Here is a 17,377-nt window from a genome sequence, read left to right as displayed (position 1 = left end):
ATCACAGCTGACGTGGGCCTTTCGATAGACTGTCTCAGTATGAAGATGGACCCGCACTCTCGAACGTTCGTGGCCATAAGCCTCGTCCTCGCGGCCGTGCTCGTGGTGGGAGTCCTCGCTGGTGCCAAAGTCTACTTCAACCGTGTCGCGCTCCAGCCCGTGTCCATGCCCGAGCTTCCCTCGCCCGAGGCGGATTCCCCCGAGTGCTCCTCGCTTGTCGACGCCCTCCCCGACGTCGTCGGTGGCCACCGGCGCGCCGAGCTGGCCGAGCCCGCCCCGGCCGGGGCCGCGGCGTGGCAGTCGTCGTCGACGCAGCGCGTCACCCTGCGCTGCGGTGTCGACATGCCCCTGCAGTACACGGAGTACACCCCCACAACTGAGGCGGGCGGGGCACGGTGGATGCGCATCGACGACCCGGTGCCCGGGTCGACGTTGACCACCTGGTATACGGTGGACCGCTCGCCTGCCGTCGCCGTCACCGCGGACGGGTCGGCCGCGCCCCCGATCTCCGTCGTGGGCGCCGGCGCGCTGCCCCGCGTGGACATCCCCCCGGCGCCCGCTCCCTTGTCGCAGCTGCCGGACGGCCCGGCGGCCGACTCCGCTTCGTGCCCTGACCTGTTATCGGCCTTGCCCGACAACATCGCGGACGGGTACGAGCGTATCGACGTCCCGGAGCCCCTGACCGCCGCCTGGCGGGCCGACGGGAAGGAGCCGATTGTCGTGCGCTGCAACGTGGCGCACCCGGACAACTACGAGCCCGGCCTGCAGCTGTACCAGATCAACGGCGTCACGTGGTTCGAGGACACCGCCCACAGCGGCGGGGCCGGGAACTCCACCTGGTTCGCCCTGGGGCGCGACGCGATCGTCGCGGCGTACCTGCCCCAGGCGGGCGGCAACGAGGCCGTGACCGCGCTGTCGGAGGTTATCGAGGAGACTATCGAGGAGACCGTGCCAGCGCGCTCGTGATCAGCGTGTGCACGAGCTGCGGGAATTCCACCCCAGACGCTTTGAACATCTGCGGGTACATCGAGATTGAGGTGAACCCGGGAATGGTGTTGACCTCGTTGAGCACGGGGCCGCGGTCGGTGAGAAAGAAATCCACCCGGGATAGCCCGCGGCAGCCCAGCGCGTTGAAGGCCGTCACGGCCAGGCGGCGGATCGTCTCCGTGGTCTCCGCGTCGTAGGGCGCGGGGATGGTCGCGGTCACCCCCTCGTCGAGGTACTTGGCGTCGAAGCCGTAGAAGCCCTCGTCGGCGTCCTCGGTGCCGTTGAGGGTGGCGGGCACGGAGGCCTCGACGCGCCCGTCGGGGTATTCGATGACACCGACCTCGACCTCGTCGCCGATGAGTTCCGCCTCGACGATGACCTTGCTGTCCGACTCGAGGGCGAGATCGACAGCGGCGTCGAGCTCGGACCAGTCGCTGACCTTGGACACGCCGATGGAGGACCCCCCGTTGGCGGGCTTGACGAATACGGGCAGGCCGAGCCTCTGCTTGTCGCGCTCCGTGATGCGCTCGCCCGCGCGCAGGATGACATCTTCGGTGACGGGGATCCCGGCGGCGACGACGAGCTTTTTCGTGTACTCCTTGTCCATCCCGCAGGCGGAGCTCAAGACCCCCGGGCCCACGTACGGCAGGCCGGAGAGCTCGAAGAGGCCCTGGATCGTGCCGTCCTCGCCGAACTTTCCGTGCAGGACGGGGAACGCGACGTCCACCTGGGCCACCGTCTCTCCCGTGGCTGCGTCCGCGAACACCCCGCGGCGTGCCGGGTTGAGCGACAGCGTGATCTCTCGCCCGCCCGCGACCTCCGGCAGCGTCGCCCCGGCGACCGGGTCGAGGTAGCCCTCAACCCACGCCCCGTCGCGCGTGATGCCCACGGGGAAAATCTCGTAGGTGTCCCTCGGCAGCTGGTCCATGATGGCGCCGGCGGAGATGCAGGAAATGGAGTGTTCGGTGGATCGCCCACCGTAGATAACTGCTACGCGAATCACACCCAGAGCCTACCGGGCGCTACTCCGATTTCTTCGAGCGACCCATGAGCGCCACGATGACGTCTTTGACCCCCGCACCCTCGTGGCACACGGCGTGCACCGCCGCCGTGATCGGCATGTCCACGCCGGCTTCCTCGGCGAGCTGGTGGATCGACTGTGACGAGTTGACACCCTCAGCCACCTGCCCCCTGGTGGACTCCTTCGCTTCGGCCACGCTCGCCCCCGAGCTGAGCGCGGCGCCGAACGTGCGGTTGCGCGACAGCGGCGAGGTGCACGTCGCCACGAGGTCGCCCATCCCGGCCAGCCCCGCGAACGTGCGCGGATCCGCCCCCAGCTCGATGCCCAGGCGGGTGATCTCGGCCAGCCCGCGGGTGATCAGGGTGGCCTGGGTGTTGCTGCCCAGCTCCAGTCCCGCCGCCATGCCGCACGCCAGGGCGATGACGTTCTTGCAGGCGCCTCCGAACTCGGCGCCGATGACGTCGGTGTTGGTGTACGGGCGCATGTACCCGGTGGCAATGGCGGCCTGCACCAGCTTCGCCCGGTTCAGGTTCGTGCAGGCAATCACTGTGGCGGCGGGCTGCTCGGCGGCGACCTCCTTGGCCAGGTTCGGGCCCGTGAGCACCGCGATACGCTCCTCGTTGGCCCCGGTGATCTCGGCGATGATCTGGGTCATGCGCAGGTGCGTGCCCGACTCGATCCCCTTGGAGATGGACACCAGCGTGGCGTCGGCAGGCAAAAACGGCTGCCAGGCCGTGAGGTTTTCGCGCATCGTCTGGCTGGGGACGGCGAAGACCACGATCGCGGCGGTAGCCAGCGCGGACTCCGGATCCGCGGTGCACACGATGGCCTCGGGCAGGGTGACGCCGGGGAGGTAGTCGGCGTTTTCGTGCGTGGCGTTGATGGCGTCGGCAAGCTCCGCGCGCCGCGCCCACAGCGACACGGCGTTGCCGGCGTCCGCGAACACCTTCGCCAGCGTGGTGCCCCAGGAACCCGCGCCCATCACGGCGACGTTGACCATCGCGTCCTCCCATCCGGTACGAAACGTGCACTTGCGTGGCAACCCTAGACCGTCCGCGGCCGGGCGACTGCACCAAGGGTACCCACCGCCGTTGCGCGCCGGGTTGAGTTCGCGCTCGAGTGGGGAGTGCGCAACAATGGCACCATGGCTAAAAACCCGGCGCGCAACGACAAGCACACTACGGCGGATAAGGCAGCCCGCGAGTTGCACGAGACCGACAAGGACGACCGCGCTGAACTCTTCCTCACCGGCAGGCACCAGGAGATTCCCCTGCACCCGGGGCGCGAGTTTGCCAAAACCACGCTCGCGGCCGGGGCGGTGCTGTGGCGCGGGACGCTGAGCAGGGAGGCGAACGGGGAAGCGAACGCCGACGCGGTCGAGGTCGCCTGCATCCACCGCCCGCACTACGACGACTGGTCGCTGGCCAAGGGCAAAGCCGACCCGGGCGAGTCCCTTGTCGCCACCGCTGTGCGCGAGATCAAGGAGGAGACCGGCTACGACATCCGCCTGGGCAAGCTGCTGGGCAAGACGATCTACCCGGTCAAGGACACCACCAAGGTGGTCTACTACTTCACGGGCGAGGTCACCGGCGGCGAGTTCGCCGCGAACAGCGAAGTCGACGAGATCCGCTGGCTGCCCATCGAGGAGGCGAAGGAGCTGCTCACCTACGACCTCGACCGCCAGGTGCTGGAGAAGGCGCAGAAGCGCTTCCGGCTGCCGGCGACCTCACGGATCCTGTACGTCCGCCACGGCCGGGCGCACGACCGCGAGAAGTGGAGCGGCGACGACAACCTGCGCCCCCTGGACAAGAAGGGCCGCCGCCAGTCCGAGATGCTGGTGCCCCTTCTCGCGCCCTTTCACCCCGAGCGCATCTATTCCGCGGTGCCGGATCGCTGCCAGACGACGGTCGCGCCGCTTGCCGACGAGCTGGGCCTCGACGTCACCGTCGACCCGCTCTACGGCGACGACGCGTGGGTGGATAACCAGGTGGCCTGCAAGGAGGCGTTCATGAGCGTGGTCAAGCAAGACGGCGTCAGCGTGATCTGCTCGCAGGGCCACATCATGCCCGACATGATTGCGTGGCTCTCGGACACGGGCCGGCTACCCATTGAGGGCGACATCGCCGTGAAAAAGGGCGGGGTGTGGGTGCTCTCCTTTAACGGCGAGGACTTGACCGGCGCCGACTACATCCCCTCCGCCCTCCCCGTGCGTTAGGAGCTTGTGCCGTGCCCACCCCCGTTACCCAGGAGCGCATCGAGGCGCTGCTCGACTCCCTTGATCTCACGCACTTCCGCGGCGAATCTGACGGACTGACCCGCACGGGTTTTCCGGGCCTCGTCTGCTTCTTCCAGGTCGAGGAGGCCGGGTTCAAGATCACCACCCGCTGGCTGCCCGTCGCTTCCGCCGAGGATGAGACCGCCGAGCTGCGCGGCGTGGTCAACGACCTCAACCGCTCGCTTCCGCTGGTGCGCGTCCACCCCGTCCGCCGCGAGGACGGCACCACGGTCGTGCTCATCGAGGCACCGTTTTTCACCTCGGGCTCGCTTGACGACGCCCAGCTCACGCGCATGGTGGAGTTCTACTTCTCCGCCATCCACCACGTCAAGGGGCAGCTGGAGAAGCGCGTTCCCCAGCTGGCCGCGAAGGGAGACGCGCAGTGACTACCACCCCCACCCGCAAAAACGACCTCGACCGGGTCCGCGAGTTCTTCCGCGACAGCCACTACCAGTTCAACGAGACAGACAGCGAGTACGCACTCGCCACCGCGTTTTCGGGCATTGCCTTCGACATCCGCTACACCGAGCCGAACATCGCGCTGGTGACCACCGTCGCCGTGGACGTCGTCGGCGCCGACCGCTTCGACGATGTTCTCACCTGGGTGGAGGACTACAACAACGCCCACGCCTTTCCCACCGCGGTGGCGCTCAAAGACGACGCCCGCGACGTCACCGCGTTCGGCGCGACGTTTGTCCTGCCGGGGGCATGGGAGTACACCGACGCCCAGTTCGCGGACTGGATGAACTCCGGCATTCAGGGCGTGGTCGACGCCGCGCAGAAGTTCCTCGCCGCGTTTGCCCCCGAGGCGCTGGAGCAGCTGCGGCGCGGCCCCTCAGCCTGAAGCGCCGCTACACGCTCGGCTTGAACGCGGGCCGCGCGGCCTCGAAGGCGTCGATTGCGGACTCGTCGCGCAGGGTCAGCCCGATGTCGTCGAGCCCCTCCATGAGGCGCCAGCGGGTGTAATCGTCAACATCGAAAGTGTAGACGTTCTGCCCGACACGTACCGTGCGGTCCTCCAGGCTGACCGTGACCTCGAGCCCGGGCTGCTGCTCCAGCTGCTTCCAGATGAGTTCAATGTCGGACTCGGACATGACGCCGGCCAACAGCCCCGCCTTGCCGGAGTTGCCGCGGAAAATGTCGGCGAAGCGCGGGGAGAACACGGCGCGGAAGCCGTAGTCGTTCAGCGCCCACACCGCGTGCTCGCGCGAGGAGCCGGTGCCGAAGTCGGGTCCGGCGAAGAGCACGGAGCCGTTCTTGTAGGCCTCCTGGTTCAGCACGAAGTCGGGCTCGTTCTCGCGCCAGTTGGAAAACAGGCCGTCCTCGAACCCGGTGCGGGAGACGCGCTTGAGGTAGCGCGCGGGGATGATCTGGTCGGTGTCGACGTTGGAGCGGGTCAGCGGCACGCCGACGCCGGTGTGAGTGACAAACTTGTCCATGGCTTGAAAAGCTCCTTGCGTTTCGGGGTGCTACAGGTCGGCGGGGCTGGCGAGGCGGCCGGTGATGGCCGTTGCCGCGGCGACGAGCGGCGAGACCAGGTGAGTCCGCCCGCCCGGGCCCTGGCGGCCCTCGAAATTGCGGTTGGACGTGGAGGCGGAGCGCTCGCCCGGCTTGAGCTGGTCCGGGTTCATGCCCAGGCACATGGAGCAGCCGGCGGTGCGCCACTCTGCGCCGAACTCGGTGAACACCTTGTCCAGCCCTTCCTCCTCGGCCTGCTTCTTCACCATGGCGGACGAGGGCACGACCATCATGCGGGTGCCGTCGGCGATGCGGCGGCCCTTGAGAATCTCGGCGGCGGCGCGCAGGTCCTCGATGCGCGCGTTGGTGCAGGACCCGAGGAACACTGTGTCGATCTTGATGTCGCGCAGCGGCGTGCCCGGGGTCAGATCCATGTACTTCAGAGCCTTCTCCGCCGCACGCTTGGTGTTGTCATCGCCGAAGGACTCCGGGTCGGGCACCGCCTCGGACAGCGGCAGGCCCTGGCCCGGGTTGGTCCCCCAGGTGACAAACGGGGTCAGCGCGGACCCGTCGATCTCCACGACGGTGTCGAACTCGGCGCCCTCGTCCGTGGGCAGGGTCTTCCAATACTCCACGGCGGCATCCCAGTCGGAGCCCGCGGGGGCGTACTCGCGGCCCTTGACGTACTCGAACGTCTTCTCGTCGGGGGCGACCATGCCGGCGCGCGCGCCGGCCTCGATGGACATGTTGCAGATGGTCATGCGGGCTTCCATGGACAGCTTGCGCACGGCCTCGCCGCGGTACTCGATGATGTGGCCCTGGCCGCCGTTGGTGCCGATCTTGGCGATGATGGCCAGGATCAAGTCCTTGGCGGTGACACCGGGGGCTAGCTCGCCGGAGACCTCGATCGCCATCGTTTTGAACGGCTTGAGCGACAGCGTCTGGGTGGCCATGACGTGCTCCACCTCGGAGGTGCCGATGCCCATGGCGATAGACCCGAACGCGCCGTGGGTGGAGGTGTGCGAGTCGCCGCACACGATGGTCATGCCGGGCTGGGTGATGCCCAGCTGAGGGCCGACGGTGTGGACGATGCCCTGCTTGACGTCGCCCATCGGGTGCAGGCGCACACCGAACTCCGCGCAGTTTGTGCGCAGCGTCTCCACCTGGATGCGCGAGGTCGGCTCCTGGATCTCGAGCAGGTTGCCCGTCCGAATCCCGAGGGTGGGAACGTTGTGGTCCTCGGTGGCGAGGTGCTGCTCCGGGCGGCGGATGGTGCGCCCGGACATGCGCAGGCCGTCGAACGCCTGCGGGCTGGTCACCTCGTGGAGGAGTTGAAAGTCGATGTAGATGAGGTCCGGGTCACCGTTTTCACCCTTTGTCACCACATGGTCGCGCCACACCTTCTCGGCGAGGGTCATTGGCTTGTCTGCCATCATTTCCTCCTCACAGTCCCCGCACTTTCCTAACATGCGGGATGATACTATCCATCGTGTGAGACAGTATAGCGAAGACTCCGGGATTAAAGTGCTCGACCGTTCCATTGCGATTGTGAAGTCCGTCGCCGGGGGTGACAAGAGCCTCGCATCGCTGAGCGAGGATACCGGCCTGCCGCGCGCCACCACGCACCGCATCGCCTCGGCGCTGGAAATCCACCGGGTGCTCACGCGCACCCCCTCCGGCGAATGGACCATCGGCCCCGCACTCGCCGGTTTTTCGGCCAAGGCGTCACCGCGCCTGCTCTCTGCGGCCGAGCCGATCATGCGCGAGCTGGTCACCACGACCGGAGAATCCGTACAGCTCTACGTACTCACCGGCAACACGCGCACCTGCATCGCCGCCGAGGAGCCGCCCAGCGGACTGACCTACACCGTGCCGGTGGGCTCGCAGCTTCCACTGACCGCGGGCTCCGCGGCGCGCGTGTTCGCCGCCTTCGACCTGATTGCGGACCACCCGTTCCCCGAGCCCGAGCTCGACCGGGTGCGCAACGATTACCTGGCCGAATCCGTCGCCGAGCGCGAGATCGGCCTAGCCAGCGTGTCCGCCCCGATCACGGACTCCGCGGGCCACGTGCTGGCGGTGCTCTCAGTATCCGGGCCCGTTGAACGCCTCGGCCCGCGACCCTGCGACACCTGGGGAAAGGTAGTCAGCGCCGCGGCCACCAGGCTCAGCAGCGCACTGTAGGACATCCCGCCAGTGCGATACTGCCCGGAAGCGTGAGGAACTTCTGCGCCCGCGCATCCGACTACCAATTAAGCCTTCTTTGTCAGTTCCGGCTTTGCGCGTACCCCGACCAACTTGTCCGCCTCTGATAGTTAAACCAGCTAGGAGCCAGCACCATGGAGCTTGATCTCGTTGATCTCTCCCGGTGGCAGTTCGGCATCACCACCGTCTACCACTACATTTTCGTTCCGCTCACCATCGGGCTCGCCCCGGTGGTTGCCATCATGCAGACACTCTGGCAGGTAACGGGCAAAGAACCCTGGTACCGCGCCACGCGATTCTTCGGAAACCTGTTTCTGATCAACTTCGCCATGGGTGTGGTCACCGGGTTGGTCCAAGAGTTCCAATTCGGTATGAACTGGTCCGAATACGCCAGCTTCGTCGGCGACGTCTTCGGCGCTCCCCTCGCCTTCGAGGGCCTCGCGGCGTTCTTCTTCGAGTCCGTCTTCCTCGGCGTGTGGATCTTCGGCTGGGGACGCGTCCCCCGCTGGGCGCACCTGGTCTCAATCTGGATCGTCGCCGTGGCCGTGAACGTCTCGGCCTACTTCATCATCGTGGCCAACTCGTTTATGCAGCACCCCGTCGGCGCGCGCTACAACCCCGAGACCGACCGCGCCGAGCTCATCGACTTCGCGGCGCTGCTGACCAACCCCACGGCAGTTCAAGCCGTGCCCCACGCCATTTTCGCCGCCTGGATGCTCGCCGGCACCTTCGTCTGCGGCATCGCCGGCTGGTGGATGGTGCGTGAGGCGCGCCAGGGCGACCCCGACAGCACCGCGGCGACGATCTGGCGCACCTGCACGCGCTTCGGGGCGTGGATCATCCTCGTCTCCTCAATCGGAGTTGCCTTGACCGGGGACGCACTGGCCAAGCTCATGTTTGTCCAGCAGCCGATGAAGATGGCCTCGGCGGAAGCGCTGTGCCACACCGAGACCGATCCGTACTTCTCGATTCTGTCGGTGTCGACCATGAACAACTGCGAAACGGCGATTCACTTAATCGGCGTCCCGTTCGTGCTGCCGTTCCTCGCGGAGGGTCGCTTTAGCGGCGTGACCCTGCAGGGCGCGATGGACCTCAACACGCAGTACCAGGAGCTTTACGGGCCGGGTAACTACATCCCGAACCTCTTTGTCACCTACTGGTCCTTCCGCCTGATGATCGGTTTCATGGCCGTGCCCGCCATCATGGCGGTCGTCGCCCTGTGGAAGACCCGTAAGAAGCGCGTCCCCTCCGAGAACTGGATCCAGATCGCCTGCCTGGCCGCGCTGCCCGCGCCGTGGATTTCCAACTTCTCCGGCTGGATCTTCACCGAGATGGGCCGCCAGCCGTGGGTGGTCCACCCCAACCCATCGTTCCAGGGAGTCGACGGACCCAACGGGGAACAGAACATCCATATGATCGTCGACTTCGGCGTCTCCGACCACCAACCATGGCAGGTGTTGTTAAGCCTCGGGGTGTTCACCGCCCTCTACGGCATCCTCGCCGTGATCTGGTTCGCGCTGATGCGCCGCTACACCCTCTACGGCCTCGACCAGCCGGGCATGTCCGCCGGCGACGCGGCCAACCCCGCGGCGGCTTCTTACGGCCCGGCCGACGACGCGGAGCTCGAGCCGCTGAGCTTTGGCGTGACGACGTCACCGGGGCGCGGCGATGGGGCATCGACAAGCATTCGCGGAGATAAAGGAGAGTAGCTGATGGATCTCAATACGATCTGGTTTCTGGGGATTGCCGTGCTCTTCGCTGGCTTCTTTGTGCTCGAGGGTTTCGACTTCGGCGTGGGCATGCTGCTGCCGTTCGTCGGAGGTGACACGCCCGAGGACAACGACCGCCGGCGCACCGCGCAGGTGAGCACCATCGGGCCGCTGTGGGACGGCAACGAGGTGTGGCTCGTGACCGCCGCCGCGGCCATCTTCGCGGCCTTCCCCGAGTGGTACGCAACCCTGCTTTCGGGGTTCTTCTTCCTCTTCGTGCTCATCCTCGTCGGCCTGATTGTGCGCGGCGTCTCCCTCGAGTGGCGTGTAAAAGGCAAGACTGCCCAGTGGCGCCGCCGCTGCGACATCGGCACCACCTTCGGCTCCTACCTCCCGGCTTTTTTGTGGGGCCTGATCTTCACCAACCTCGTCGCCGGCGTGCCGCTCAACGACAAGGGCCGAATCAGCTCCTTCACCGACGGCTTTGTCGGCCTGTTCAACCCACTGGGGCTTGCCGGTGGCCTCGCTTTCGTGCTGCTCTTCGCGCTGCACGGCGCGATCTTCGTCGCGTTGAAGGCTCACGAGCCGCTGCGCGGCCGCGCCCGCACCCTGGCACTGCGCTGGCTCGCCGCGCCGACCGCGATCGTCTCCCTGCTGTACGTCGTGTGGCTGCAGAACGTAGCCGGGGCGCAGTGGACTTGGATTGCCGTGGCGGTGGCGGCGCTTGGCATCGCCGCGGCGATCGGCGCAACCTTTGCCAATCGCGATGGGTTCGCCTTCGCCGCCACGACCATAGCCATCGCCGCAGTCTGCGTGGTGCTGTTCGGCTCCCTGTTCCCGGACGTCATCCCCTCGACCAGCGCCCACCCGGGGTGGGACATCTACTCCGCGGCATCGAACCCGTACACCCTGCGGATTATGAGCTGGGCCGGGATCATCATCCTGCCCGCCGTGATCGTCGCGCAGGCGTGGTCCTTCTGGTCCTTCAGGCAGAGGGTGAAGGTGTAAGAAGCACCGTGGCCTCCCCTGTCGACCCCCGCCTCGTGCGGTTTGCGCCCCCGGTGCGCCGGTTCATCCTGCGCACGGGAATCGCTCAGGGGGTCACCACCGCTCTCGTCGTCGCGCGAGGTGCGCTCCTTGGTGTGATCGCGGCCTCCGCAGTTGAGGGGCGCGACGTGAACTACGTATTGCTGTTCGCAGCGCTCGCCGCTGTGATCCTCGCCCACAGCGCGGCGGCAGCGGCGGCGCAGCGCGCTTCGCTCCACGCCGCTGGCGCCACCATCGACGTGCTGCGCAGCAAGGCGCTGACCGCGCTGGCGCGACAGGATCCCCGCGCCGTCGAGCGCGACGCCGCCCTGTGGCGCCACGTGCTCACCCGCGGCATGGACGACTTCAGGCCCTACCTCACCGATTTCCTGCCCTCGCTGGTCGCAGGGGTGATCGCAACGCCGATCGCGCTGGTCGCGGTGTTCTCCTTTGACGTCGTCGCCGGTGTCTTCGCGCTGGTCACCCTGCCGCTCATCCCGGCGTTTATGGTGCTCATCGGCACGCTCACCGCCGCGCGCACGGAGCATCGCCTGCGTGTTTCCACCGCGCTCGGCCACCAGATTGCGGACTTGCTGCGTGGAGCGCCGACGCTGCGCGCGATGCAGGCGTCGACACGCCCGGGCGAGCACATCCGCGACGCCGGTGCGCGGCACGCGGCCTCCACGATGGGCGTTTTGCGCCTGGCGTTCCTGTCGTCGTTCGCGCTCGAGTTCCTGGCCACGCTCTCCGTCGCGCTGGTCGCGGTGAGTATCGGCCTGCGCCTGGTCTACGGCGACATCAGCCTGCTCGCCGGCCTAGTCGTGCTCATCGTGGTGCCCGAGGTGTTCAACCCCGTGCGCAAGGTCGGCGCGAACTACCACGCCGCCGCCGACGGGCTCGAGGCGGTGGATAAGGTGCTATCGCTTATCGACGCCCCCACCGCCACCGCTGGCTCCTACCTCACGCCTGCTCGGTCCGGCGTGGAGGTGGACAGCCTGAGCGTTACCGGGCGCGACGGCACGCTGCCCCACAACCTGTCGTTCCGTGCCCACCCCGGCGAGGTCACCGTGCTGCGCGGGCCGAACGGGACGGGCAAGTCCACGACCTTCCTCGCCATACTTGGCGCGCTGCCCGATACCGACGTCAGCGGGCGCATCGCCGTGGGCGGCGAGGTGGCCTTCCTCGCGGCGCGGCCCGCGACGGTGCCCGGCACCGTGCGCGAGAACCTCGAGCTCTTCGGCGCGCCCGTCACTCCCACCCCGCTGGCCCCGACGGTCGAACCCGAGCGCTTCATCGACCCTGCCTCGCGCGGCGTCTCCGCGGGCGAGCTGCAACTGATCGGCTTGACCCGCACCCTCGCCTCGCCCGCGCCGATTGTGCTTCTCGACGAACCCACCGCGCATCTGTCCCCCGAGCGCGTCGCCGAGGTGCTCGACGCGATCCGCGACGCGGCCGAGCGCGGGCGCACGGTACTGGTCGCCAGCCACGACATGCGCGTCGCCGAGGCCTCCGACAAGGTGGTGGACCTGTGAGAAACGCCATATCCTTGCTGCGGGTCGCGGGGGTCAAACCCGGGGCCGTTGCGCTGGCGGTCGCCGCCGCAGCGGTGACGCTGCTGTCCGCGCTGAGCCTGACGGTGCTGTCCGGTTGGCTGATCACCCGGGCGTGGCAGATGCCCCCAGTGCTGCACCTGTCCGTGGCGATCACCGCGGTGCGGGGTTTGGGCATCTCTCGCGCAATGTTTCGCTACATCGACCGGATCGTCGCTCACCAGCTGGCGCTCGGTGCGCTGAGCGAGCTGCGCGCGAAAGTCTACGACGCGCTGGCCTCGTCCGCTGCGACATCGCGCGGACAGGGCCACGTCTATGTGGTCGACGACACCGAGCGGGTCACGGACTTTCTGGTGCGCAGCCACATCCCCCGCCTCGTTGCGGTGGTGGTCTCCCTCGCCGCGCTGGGGCTTGCGGCGTGGCTGAGCCCGCCGGCCGCGTTGGTGATGGCGGCAGCTCTCGCCGTGACCGGTTTCGTGGTGCCGCGCATCGCCGCACGCTCGAATCGCCGCGCCCGCGAGGTGGAGGAGTCCACCGAGTTCGCCGTCGGCCTCGATCAGGTGCTGCAGCACCGCGTGGAGTTCGCCGCGGCCGGTCGGGCCGAGGCTTTGATCGGCGAGGTCGCGGAAGCGTCGCAACGCGTCACGCGCGAGAAGCTCGCCGCGCAGCGCTCAACCGTTGCGGCCGAGGCGATCCAGACCGTGGCCACGGGCGCTGCGGCGCTCGGCGTGGCGGCGATCGCGGTGGCTACCTACAGCGGGAATCCGACCTGGTTGGGCATGTTGCTGATGCTGTCGCTGGCGGCGTTCGAGTCCCACGGTCCCCTGCCTGCCGCCGCGCGCCACGCCGACGACGCCGCGCGCGCCGCATCGCGCCTGAGCAACCTGCTGAACACGCAACGCGCCGATGTCGCTGGACCCGCGGTGTCCGACACCGTCGAGGCGCGCGACCTGCGCACCATCTACGGCGATACGGTGTGGAATCTCCGCGTGGAGCCCGGCGAGCGCCTGCTCGTGCGCGGGCCCTCGGGCTCAGGCAAGACCACGATGCTGGAAACGCTCGCGGGGTTGGTGCCCGCCGCCTCGGGCGAAGCGACCGCCCCGGCAAGCACCAGGTTCTACGCGGAGGACGCGTGGGTGTTTTCAACCTCGGTGCGCGAGAACCTGCGCGTGGGCACGCCCGAGCTTGACGACACCCTCGCCACGCGCGTCCTCTCCGCCGTCGGCTTCCCCTTCGACTTGGACTTTGTCCTCGACAACGGCGCCGACTCGCTCTCGGCCGGGCAGCGCCGCCGCCTGCTGCTCGCCCGCGCGCTGTGCAGCGACGCCGACGTGCTGCTTCTCGACGAACCCACAGCGCACCTGACCCCCGACGACTCAGCCGATCTAATGCACATGCTGCTCAACTCGCCGCTGCCCGGGCCGAAACCGCAACGCACCGTGATCGTCGTGGCCCACGAGAACTAGCCGGGCTGGTCGATCGCGTCGAGCTCGGCGCCCGGCCACACCACGTTTTTCGCCAGCGGGATCTGGTGCGAGGCGGATTCCAGGATGTGCATGAAGTACCCGGCGGTGTTGGGGATGGCGATGATGTCGCCGGCGGACACGCCCTGCGGGAACCGGATCCTGCGGCGCAGGATCACCTCGTCTTCGATGCAGTAGGCGCCGACGAGGAACGCCTCGATCTCCTCGCTGGCCGGCGTGCGCTTGACCAGGATCGGGTCGACGAGGTAGTCGTCCGAGGTGGTGCGGCACTGGGTCCGGTTCATGTGCAGGCCGACGAGCGGGAGGCCGTCGCTACGCGTCTTCACGAAGGCGACTTGGGCGAGGATCACTCCGCAGCCGTCGAGAAGCGAGCGGCCGGGCTCAAGGTGGAGCCGCAAGCCGCGCGCGGTGAGCGCTTCGGCGACCCCGCCGGAGAGCACCTCGTCCAGCCACGGCCCGCGTGTGGGCCGCTGGTAGTACGGGTAGGTGGTGGCAAGCGGGTCGGATTTCCACGTGAACGGGGCGGCGTAACCGGCCCGCTGGGCGGCGATGGCGGCCTGGTAGTCGGCCCACTGCTCGGCGTCGTCGAGGTAGCTCATGGGCACCCCGCCGCCGATATCGATGAACTCCGGGGTGTGGCCTGCGGCGGTCAGTGCATCGGCGAGCTCCATGCACTCGCGCAGCGCGGCCGAGCGGTCCGCGGCGGCGTAGCCGTGGAGGTGGGCGTGCACGCCGACGACGTGTACGGCCCGCGCCGGCTGGCCCGGGGCGGTCAGGTGCTCAACCCACGTGCGCAGCCGCTCGCCGAAGCGGGTCGGCGGCATCGTGTCGGGGTCCGGGGCGAGGCGGGGGGCGACGCGCGCGGCCCGCCCTCCCGCGAGATCGGCGAGCCGCGCGATCCGCTCGTACTCGTCGACGTTGTCGGCGGAGATCACCGCGCCGTGGTCAATGGCCAGCCGCAGCAGCTCATCGGTCTTGATGGCTGCGGAGACGATGATCCGCTCCCCCGGCACGCCGCGGTCGATGACCTGCCGCAACTCGTTGAAGCTGGCCACGTCCACACCGTGGCCGGCGTCGCGCACGGCATCCACAAAAGTCAGGCCCTTGTTCGCCTTGCGGGCGAAAAACACGCGCACGTCCACACCTCGGCTCGCGCCGGCGGCGACGAGCTCATCGATGTGGGATTCCATCGGGGCGGCGTTGAGCACGTTGACGGGGCTGGAATAGGTCTCAAGCAGCGACTGGCAGGCGTCGGCATCGGCAAGCAGGTCGTCGGCCCACGCCTCTGTGCGCGCGGTAAGCGGCGGCGCTCCGTGGACGCGCTCGGGGTGCGCCATCGCGGCGGCGCTCACGCGCGCCGCCCACGCAGGGATCACCTCGTGGGAGCCGCGCCGCAGCGTGTCGTGGCCGAGGATCCAACCCTCGCTCATCCGCCCCGCCGCGGCGATGTGCGACTGCCCGACGAGCGTGCCGTCGCGCTCGACCTTCACCGCCGCGGGGCCGCCCGTCGCGTCGGTCTGCGCCAGGCCCTTGCGCACGAGCGCACCGACTAGGGTGCCGTCGACGACGCCGGGGGGCGCGTTGACGGCGTCGACGACCACGTCCGCCCCCACCTCGCGGGCGAGGTCACTGAGACTGTCGCCGCCGCGGCCCAGCAGGTCGGTACGCACCCGGCCCTCGTCGATCGCGCGGACGAGGTCGCGGGCCGTCTCGGGCGGCGGGCCGAACGCAACCCGCTCGAGGATGCGGGTGAGCCGGTAGAACCGCTCCCCGCCCAGGCTCTCCCGCCCGCCGAAGGACGCGCGCTCGATCACCTGCGGGTAAAGGGTGCGGAACGTGTAGCCCACCGCAAGCGCCGCCGTCCACGGCCGCGACCCCTCAGCGGCCGCGAGGGAGGCGTGCAGCTCCGCGACCGCGTCCCCGGTGAAATCCGTGCCTGTGAGAACTGCGTTGACCTCCTCGAGGCCGCCGTCCCCGCCCTGGGCCTCAAGCACGCTTAACGACGCCTCGGCGACGGCCCCCACGAACTCCTCGTAGGAGCCGGAGGAAAGGATGGCGTCGGCGAAGCGTCGTAAAGCGGGCTCGAGCGCCTTCTCGTCGGGCGGGTACGCCTTGACCTCCATGAACCGCCCGGAGCGGGAGACGGGGTAGAACGCCTTCGCCGGGGCGTAGCGGGTGACGTCGATGAACGTCAGCGCCGCGCCGCGCACGAGCACGGTGTCCGCGGGCGAGATCGCATCCAGGTTGTGGTGGGGGTAGGCGGGGATCGCGCCGTCGACCGGGGCCGCGGGGGCGTGCCCGGTGCACACCAGCACCTCGTCGAACACCGTGCCGTCGACCTCGAAACCGGCCCCGTGCGCGTCTAGGTCGCGCACCTCGACTTCGCGGAATGTCACCGCGCAGCCCCGCGGTGTGTTGTTTTCCAGCGCTCGCCAGGACGCGGCCAGGAACTCACCGACCTCGCGGCGCGGCGGGAAGGAGTCGTTCGCGCCGCGCCACGCGTTGAAGGAGCCGAGGCGGGACTCGATCGCCGTGGCGGGCACGTTGAGCAGCCACTGCCCCGGCCCGGCGGGCTGGAACGCGCCCGTGGCGCTCGCGCTGCCCAGCGGCCCGTCGTTGAACACCGTCAGGTCGATGCGTGCCCCGCGCTGGCGGGCGCGCTCGAAGAGTTCCTCCGCCGCCCACAGGCCGCGCGGCCCGGCCCCGATGATTGCTACCTTCACCCGATGTTCCTTTCGACCCATTCGTCGTTGTAGACCGTGTCCAGGTACGCGCGGCCGTCGTCGTGGAAGACGGCCACGATCTCCGCACCCGGGTTCTTTGCCACCAGCTTATCGACGCCCCACGCCACCGCGCCGCCGGAGGCCCCCGGCATGAAACCGGTGGTCAGCGCCGTTGCCCGCGCGGCCGCGACCGCGTCGCGCGCGTTCACCCGGATCACCTCGTCGGGGACGACCTGGGTGGATAGCTCGGTGACCATCCCGGCGCCGTAGCCGGGCAGGACGCGGTCGCCACGCGCGCCACTGAACAGGACGGAGCCCTCGGCGTCGACCGCCACGACGCGGGTGGGCAGGTTGTGCTCCCGGATGTAGGCCAGGCACCCGCCAACGGTGCCGGTCGTGCTGACCGCCACCGCGAGGATGTCCGGCGCGTGCCCGAGCTGCTCCGCTATTTCACGCATCGTGCCCTCGCTGTGGGCGGTGAACGCCGCCCGGTTCGAGTACTGGTCCAGGTTGACGGCGCCGAGCTCGGTGACAATCTCCGCCACCCGCGCGCGGCGCGCCGTGAGCCAGTCCCCTGTTTCGGGGTCCGGCCGCTCGACCTCATGGATTGTGGCCCCGAGCGCGCGCATGTGCGCCAGGGTCGCGGCGTTCGTGCGCGTGTCGACGACACAGTGGAACCGCCACCCCCCAATGACGGCCTCGCGCGCAAGCGCCACGCCGAGGTTGCCCGAGCTCGACTCCACGACCACACTGCCGGGACCAATGACCCCGCGCTCCATCGCGTCGCGCACAAGCGCCCTTGCGGTGCGGTCCTTCGCGCTGCCGCCGGGGTTGAAGGACTCCACCTTGCCCCACACAGTTGCGCCTGCATTGGGGAGACGGATGAGGGGTGTGCTTCCGACCGCGGAGAGCAGGCCAAGATTGTCGCTCTTTTCCATGGGC

General features: G+C 68.7%; 15 protein-coding genes. 9 read left to right on the top strand and 6 right to left on the bottom strand.

Annotated elements, in window-relative coordinates:
* Positions 1 to 39 precede the first annotated feature (39 nt).
* Positions 40 to 966 carry a DUF3515 domain-containing protein gene (locus tag BLS40_RS02165; RefSeq protein ID WP_092148159.1) on the top strand — a complete coding sequence of 309 codons (927 nt, stop codon included), beginning with the start codon at positions 40 to 42 and terminating at the stop codon, positions 964 to 966.
* On the opposite strand, the gene BLS40_RS02160 is transcribed toward BLS40_RS02165, so the two are convergent.
* Positions 935 to 1,990 carry a D-alanine--D-alanine ligase family protein gene (locus BLS40_RS02160; RefSeq protein WP_092148156.1) on the bottom strand — a complete coding sequence of 352 codons (1,056 nt, stop codon included), beginning with the start codon at positions 1,988 to 1,990 and terminating at the stop codon, positions 935 to 937. The two genes, BLS40_RS02165 and BLS40_RS02160, sit on opposite strands and share 32 nt — an antisense overlap.
* 19 nt (positions 1,991 to 2,009) lie before the next feature.
* Positions 2,010 to 3,008 carry an NAD(P)H-dependent glycerol-3-phosphate dehydrogenase gene (locus BLS40_RS02155; RefSeq protein WP_092148153.1) on the bottom strand — a complete coding sequence of 333 codons (999 nt, stop codon included), beginning with the start codon at positions 3,006 to 3,008 and terminating at the stop codon, positions 2,010 to 2,012.
* A 144-nt stretch (positions 3,009 to 3,152) separates the two neighbouring features.
* On the opposite strand from BLS40_RS02155, the gene BLS40_RS02150 reads away from it, so the two are divergent.
* From BLS40_RS02150 to BLS40_RS02140, 3 genes are read left to right on the top strand one after another with little or no spacing between them, the layout of a single operon-like run.
* Positions 3,153 to 4,223, top strand: a complete 1,071-nt coding sequence (locus tag BLS40_RS02150; RefSeq protein ID WP_092152051.1) for an NUDIX hydrolase — start codon at positions 3,153 to 3,155, stop codon at positions 4,221 to 4,223.
* A gap of 11 nt (positions 4,224 to 4,234) precedes the next feature.
* Positions 4,235 to 4,669 carry a YbjN domain-containing protein gene (locus BLS40_RS02145; RefSeq protein ID WP_092148150.1) on the top strand — a complete coding sequence of 145 codons (435 nt, stop codon included), beginning with the start codon at positions 4,235 to 4,237 and terminating at the stop codon, positions 4,667 to 4,669.
* The gene (locus BLS40_RS02140; protein WP_092148147.1) at positions 4,666 to 5,127 is read left to right on the top strand and encodes a YbjN domain-containing protein; all 462 of its coding nucleotides are present in this window, start codon (positions 4,666 to 4,668) and stop codon (positions 5,125 to 5,127) included. Before BLS40_RS02145 ends, BLS40_RS02140 begins: the two co-directional genes overlap by 4 nt.
* A 7-nt stretch (positions 5,128 to 5,134) precedes the next feature.
* Here the strand turns inward: BLS40_RS02140 and leuD are convergent, their stop codons facing one another.
* Entirely contained in the window at positions 5,135 to 5,722 is a 588-nt protein-coding gene (leuD, locus tag BLS40_RS02135) for a 3-isopropylmalate dehydratase small subunit (RefSeq protein ID WP_092148144.1), read from the bottom strand.
* Positions 5,723 to 5,752: 30 nt separating this feature from the next.
* Positions 5,753 to 7,174, bottom strand: coding sequence for a 3-isopropylmalate dehydratase large subunit (gene leuC / locus BLS40_RS02130; protein ID WP_092152049.1), 1,422 nt, complete (start codon positions 7,172 to 7,174; stop codon positions 5,753 to 5,755).
* Between the two features lie 34 nt (positions 7,175 to 7,208).
* Between leuC and BLS40_RS02125 the strand changes: the two genes are divergently transcribed.
* The 5 genes from BLS40_RS02125 to cydC all read left to right on the top strand — a co-directional run bounded on the left by BLS40_RS02125 (position 7,209) and on the right by cydC (position 13,694).
* Complete coding sequence (locus BLS40_RS02125) at positions 7,209 to 7,922, top strand: IclR family transcriptional regulator (RefSeq protein ID WP_092148141.1); 714 nt, start codon at positions 7,209 to 7,211, stop codon at positions 7,920 to 7,922.
* Positions 7,923 to 8,077: 155 nt separating this feature from the next.
* On the top strand, positions 8,078 to 9,652 hold the full coding sequence (locus BLS40_RS02120; protein ID WP_006840887.1) for a cytochrome ubiquinol oxidase subunit I: 1,575 nt from the start codon (positions 8,078 to 8,080) through the stop codon (positions 9,650 to 9,652).
* A 3-nt stretch (positions 9,653 to 9,655) separates the two neighbouring features.
* A complete protein-coding gene (cydB, locus tag BLS40_RS02115) occupies positions 9,656 to 10,660 on the top strand; it encodes a cytochrome d ubiquinol oxidase subunit II (protein ID WP_092148138.1) in 1,005 nt (334 codons plus the stop codon).
* Positions 10,661 to 10,668: 8 nt separating this feature from the next.
* Positions 10,669 to 12,210, top strand: a complete 1,542-nt coding sequence (locus tag BLS40_RS02110) for an ABC transporter ATP-binding protein/permease (RefSeq protein WP_092148135.1) — start codon at positions 10,669 to 10,671, stop codon at positions 12,208 to 12,210.
* The gene (gene cydC / locus BLS40_RS02105; RefSeq protein WP_092148132.1) at positions 12,207 to 13,694 is read left to right on the top strand and encodes a thiol reductant ABC exporter subunit CydC; all 1,488 of its coding nucleotides are present in this window, start codon (positions 12,207 to 12,209) and stop codon (positions 13,692 to 13,694) included. Before BLS40_RS02110 ends, cydC begins: the two co-directional genes overlap by 4 nt.
* Here cydC and BLS40_RS02100 read toward each other — a convergent pair.
* Positions 13,691 to 16,456, bottom strand: coding sequence for an FAD/NAD(P)-binding protein (locus BLS40_RS02100; protein WP_092148129.1), 2,766 nt, complete (start codon positions 16,454 to 16,456; stop codon positions 13,691 to 13,693). The genes cydC and BLS40_RS02100 overlap by 4 nt on opposite strands.
* Entirely contained in the window at positions 16,432 to 17,373 is a 942-nt protein-coding gene (locus BLS40_RS02095) for a pyridoxal-phosphate dependent enzyme (RefSeq protein ID WP_172807986.1), read from the bottom strand. The genes BLS40_RS02100 and BLS40_RS02095 overlap by 25 nt, the downstream gene beginning before the upstream one ends.
* Between the last annotated feature and the right edge of the window lie 4 nt (positions 17,374 to 17,377).

The sequence above is a fragment of the Corynebacterium mycetoides genome (assembly GCF_900103625.1).
GTDB lineage: Bacteria > Actinomycetota > Actinomycetes > Mycobacteriales > Mycobacteriaceae > Corynebacterium > Corynebacterium mycetoides.
Note: the sequence above shows the minus strand (reverse complement) of the source record. Positions and strands in the feature narration are given on the sequence as shown.

Excerpts from the sequence above, each read along its gene's own strand:
- cydB (WP_092148138.1), top strand. The coding sequence starts at position 9,656 with ATGGATCTCAATACGATCTGGTTTCTGGGGATTGCCGTGCTCTTCGCT.
- leuC (WP_092152049.1), bottom strand. The coding sequence starts at position 7,174 with ATGGCAGACAAGCCAATGACCCTCGCCGAGAAGGTGTGGCGCGACCAT.
- leuD (WP_092148144.1), bottom strand. The coding sequence starts at position 5,722 with ATGGACAAGTTTGTCACTCACACCGGCGTCGGCGTGCCGCTGACCCGC.
- BLS40_RS02155 (WP_092148153.1), bottom strand. The coding sequence starts at position 3,008 with ATGGTCAACGTCGCCGTGATGGGCGCGGGTTCCTGGGGCACCACGCTG.
- BLS40_RS02150 (WP_092152051.1), top strand. The coding sequence starts at position 3,153 with ATGGCTAAAAACCCGGCGCGCAACGACAAGCACACTACGGCGGATAAG.
- BLS40_RS02125 (WP_092148141.1), top strand. The coding sequence starts at position 7,209 with ATGCGGGATGATACTATCCATCGTGTGAGACAGTATAGCGAAGACTCC.
- BLS40_RS02165 (WP_092148159.1), top strand. The coding sequence starts at position 40 with ATGAAGATGGACCCGCACTCTCGAACGTTCGTGGCCATAAGCCTCGTC.
- BLS40_RS02095 (WP_172807986.1), bottom strand. The coding sequence starts at position 17,373 with ATGGAAAAGAGCGACAATCTTGGCCTGCTCTCCGCGGTCGGAAGCACA.
- BLS40_RS02120 (WP_006840887.1), top strand. The coding sequence starts at position 8,078 with ATGGAGCTTGATCTCGTTGATCTCTCCCGGTGGCAGTTCGGCATCACC.
- BLS40_RS02100 (WP_092148129.1), bottom strand. The coding sequence starts at position 16,456 with ATGGGTCGAAAGGAACATCGGGTGAAGGTAGCAATCATCGGGGCCGGG.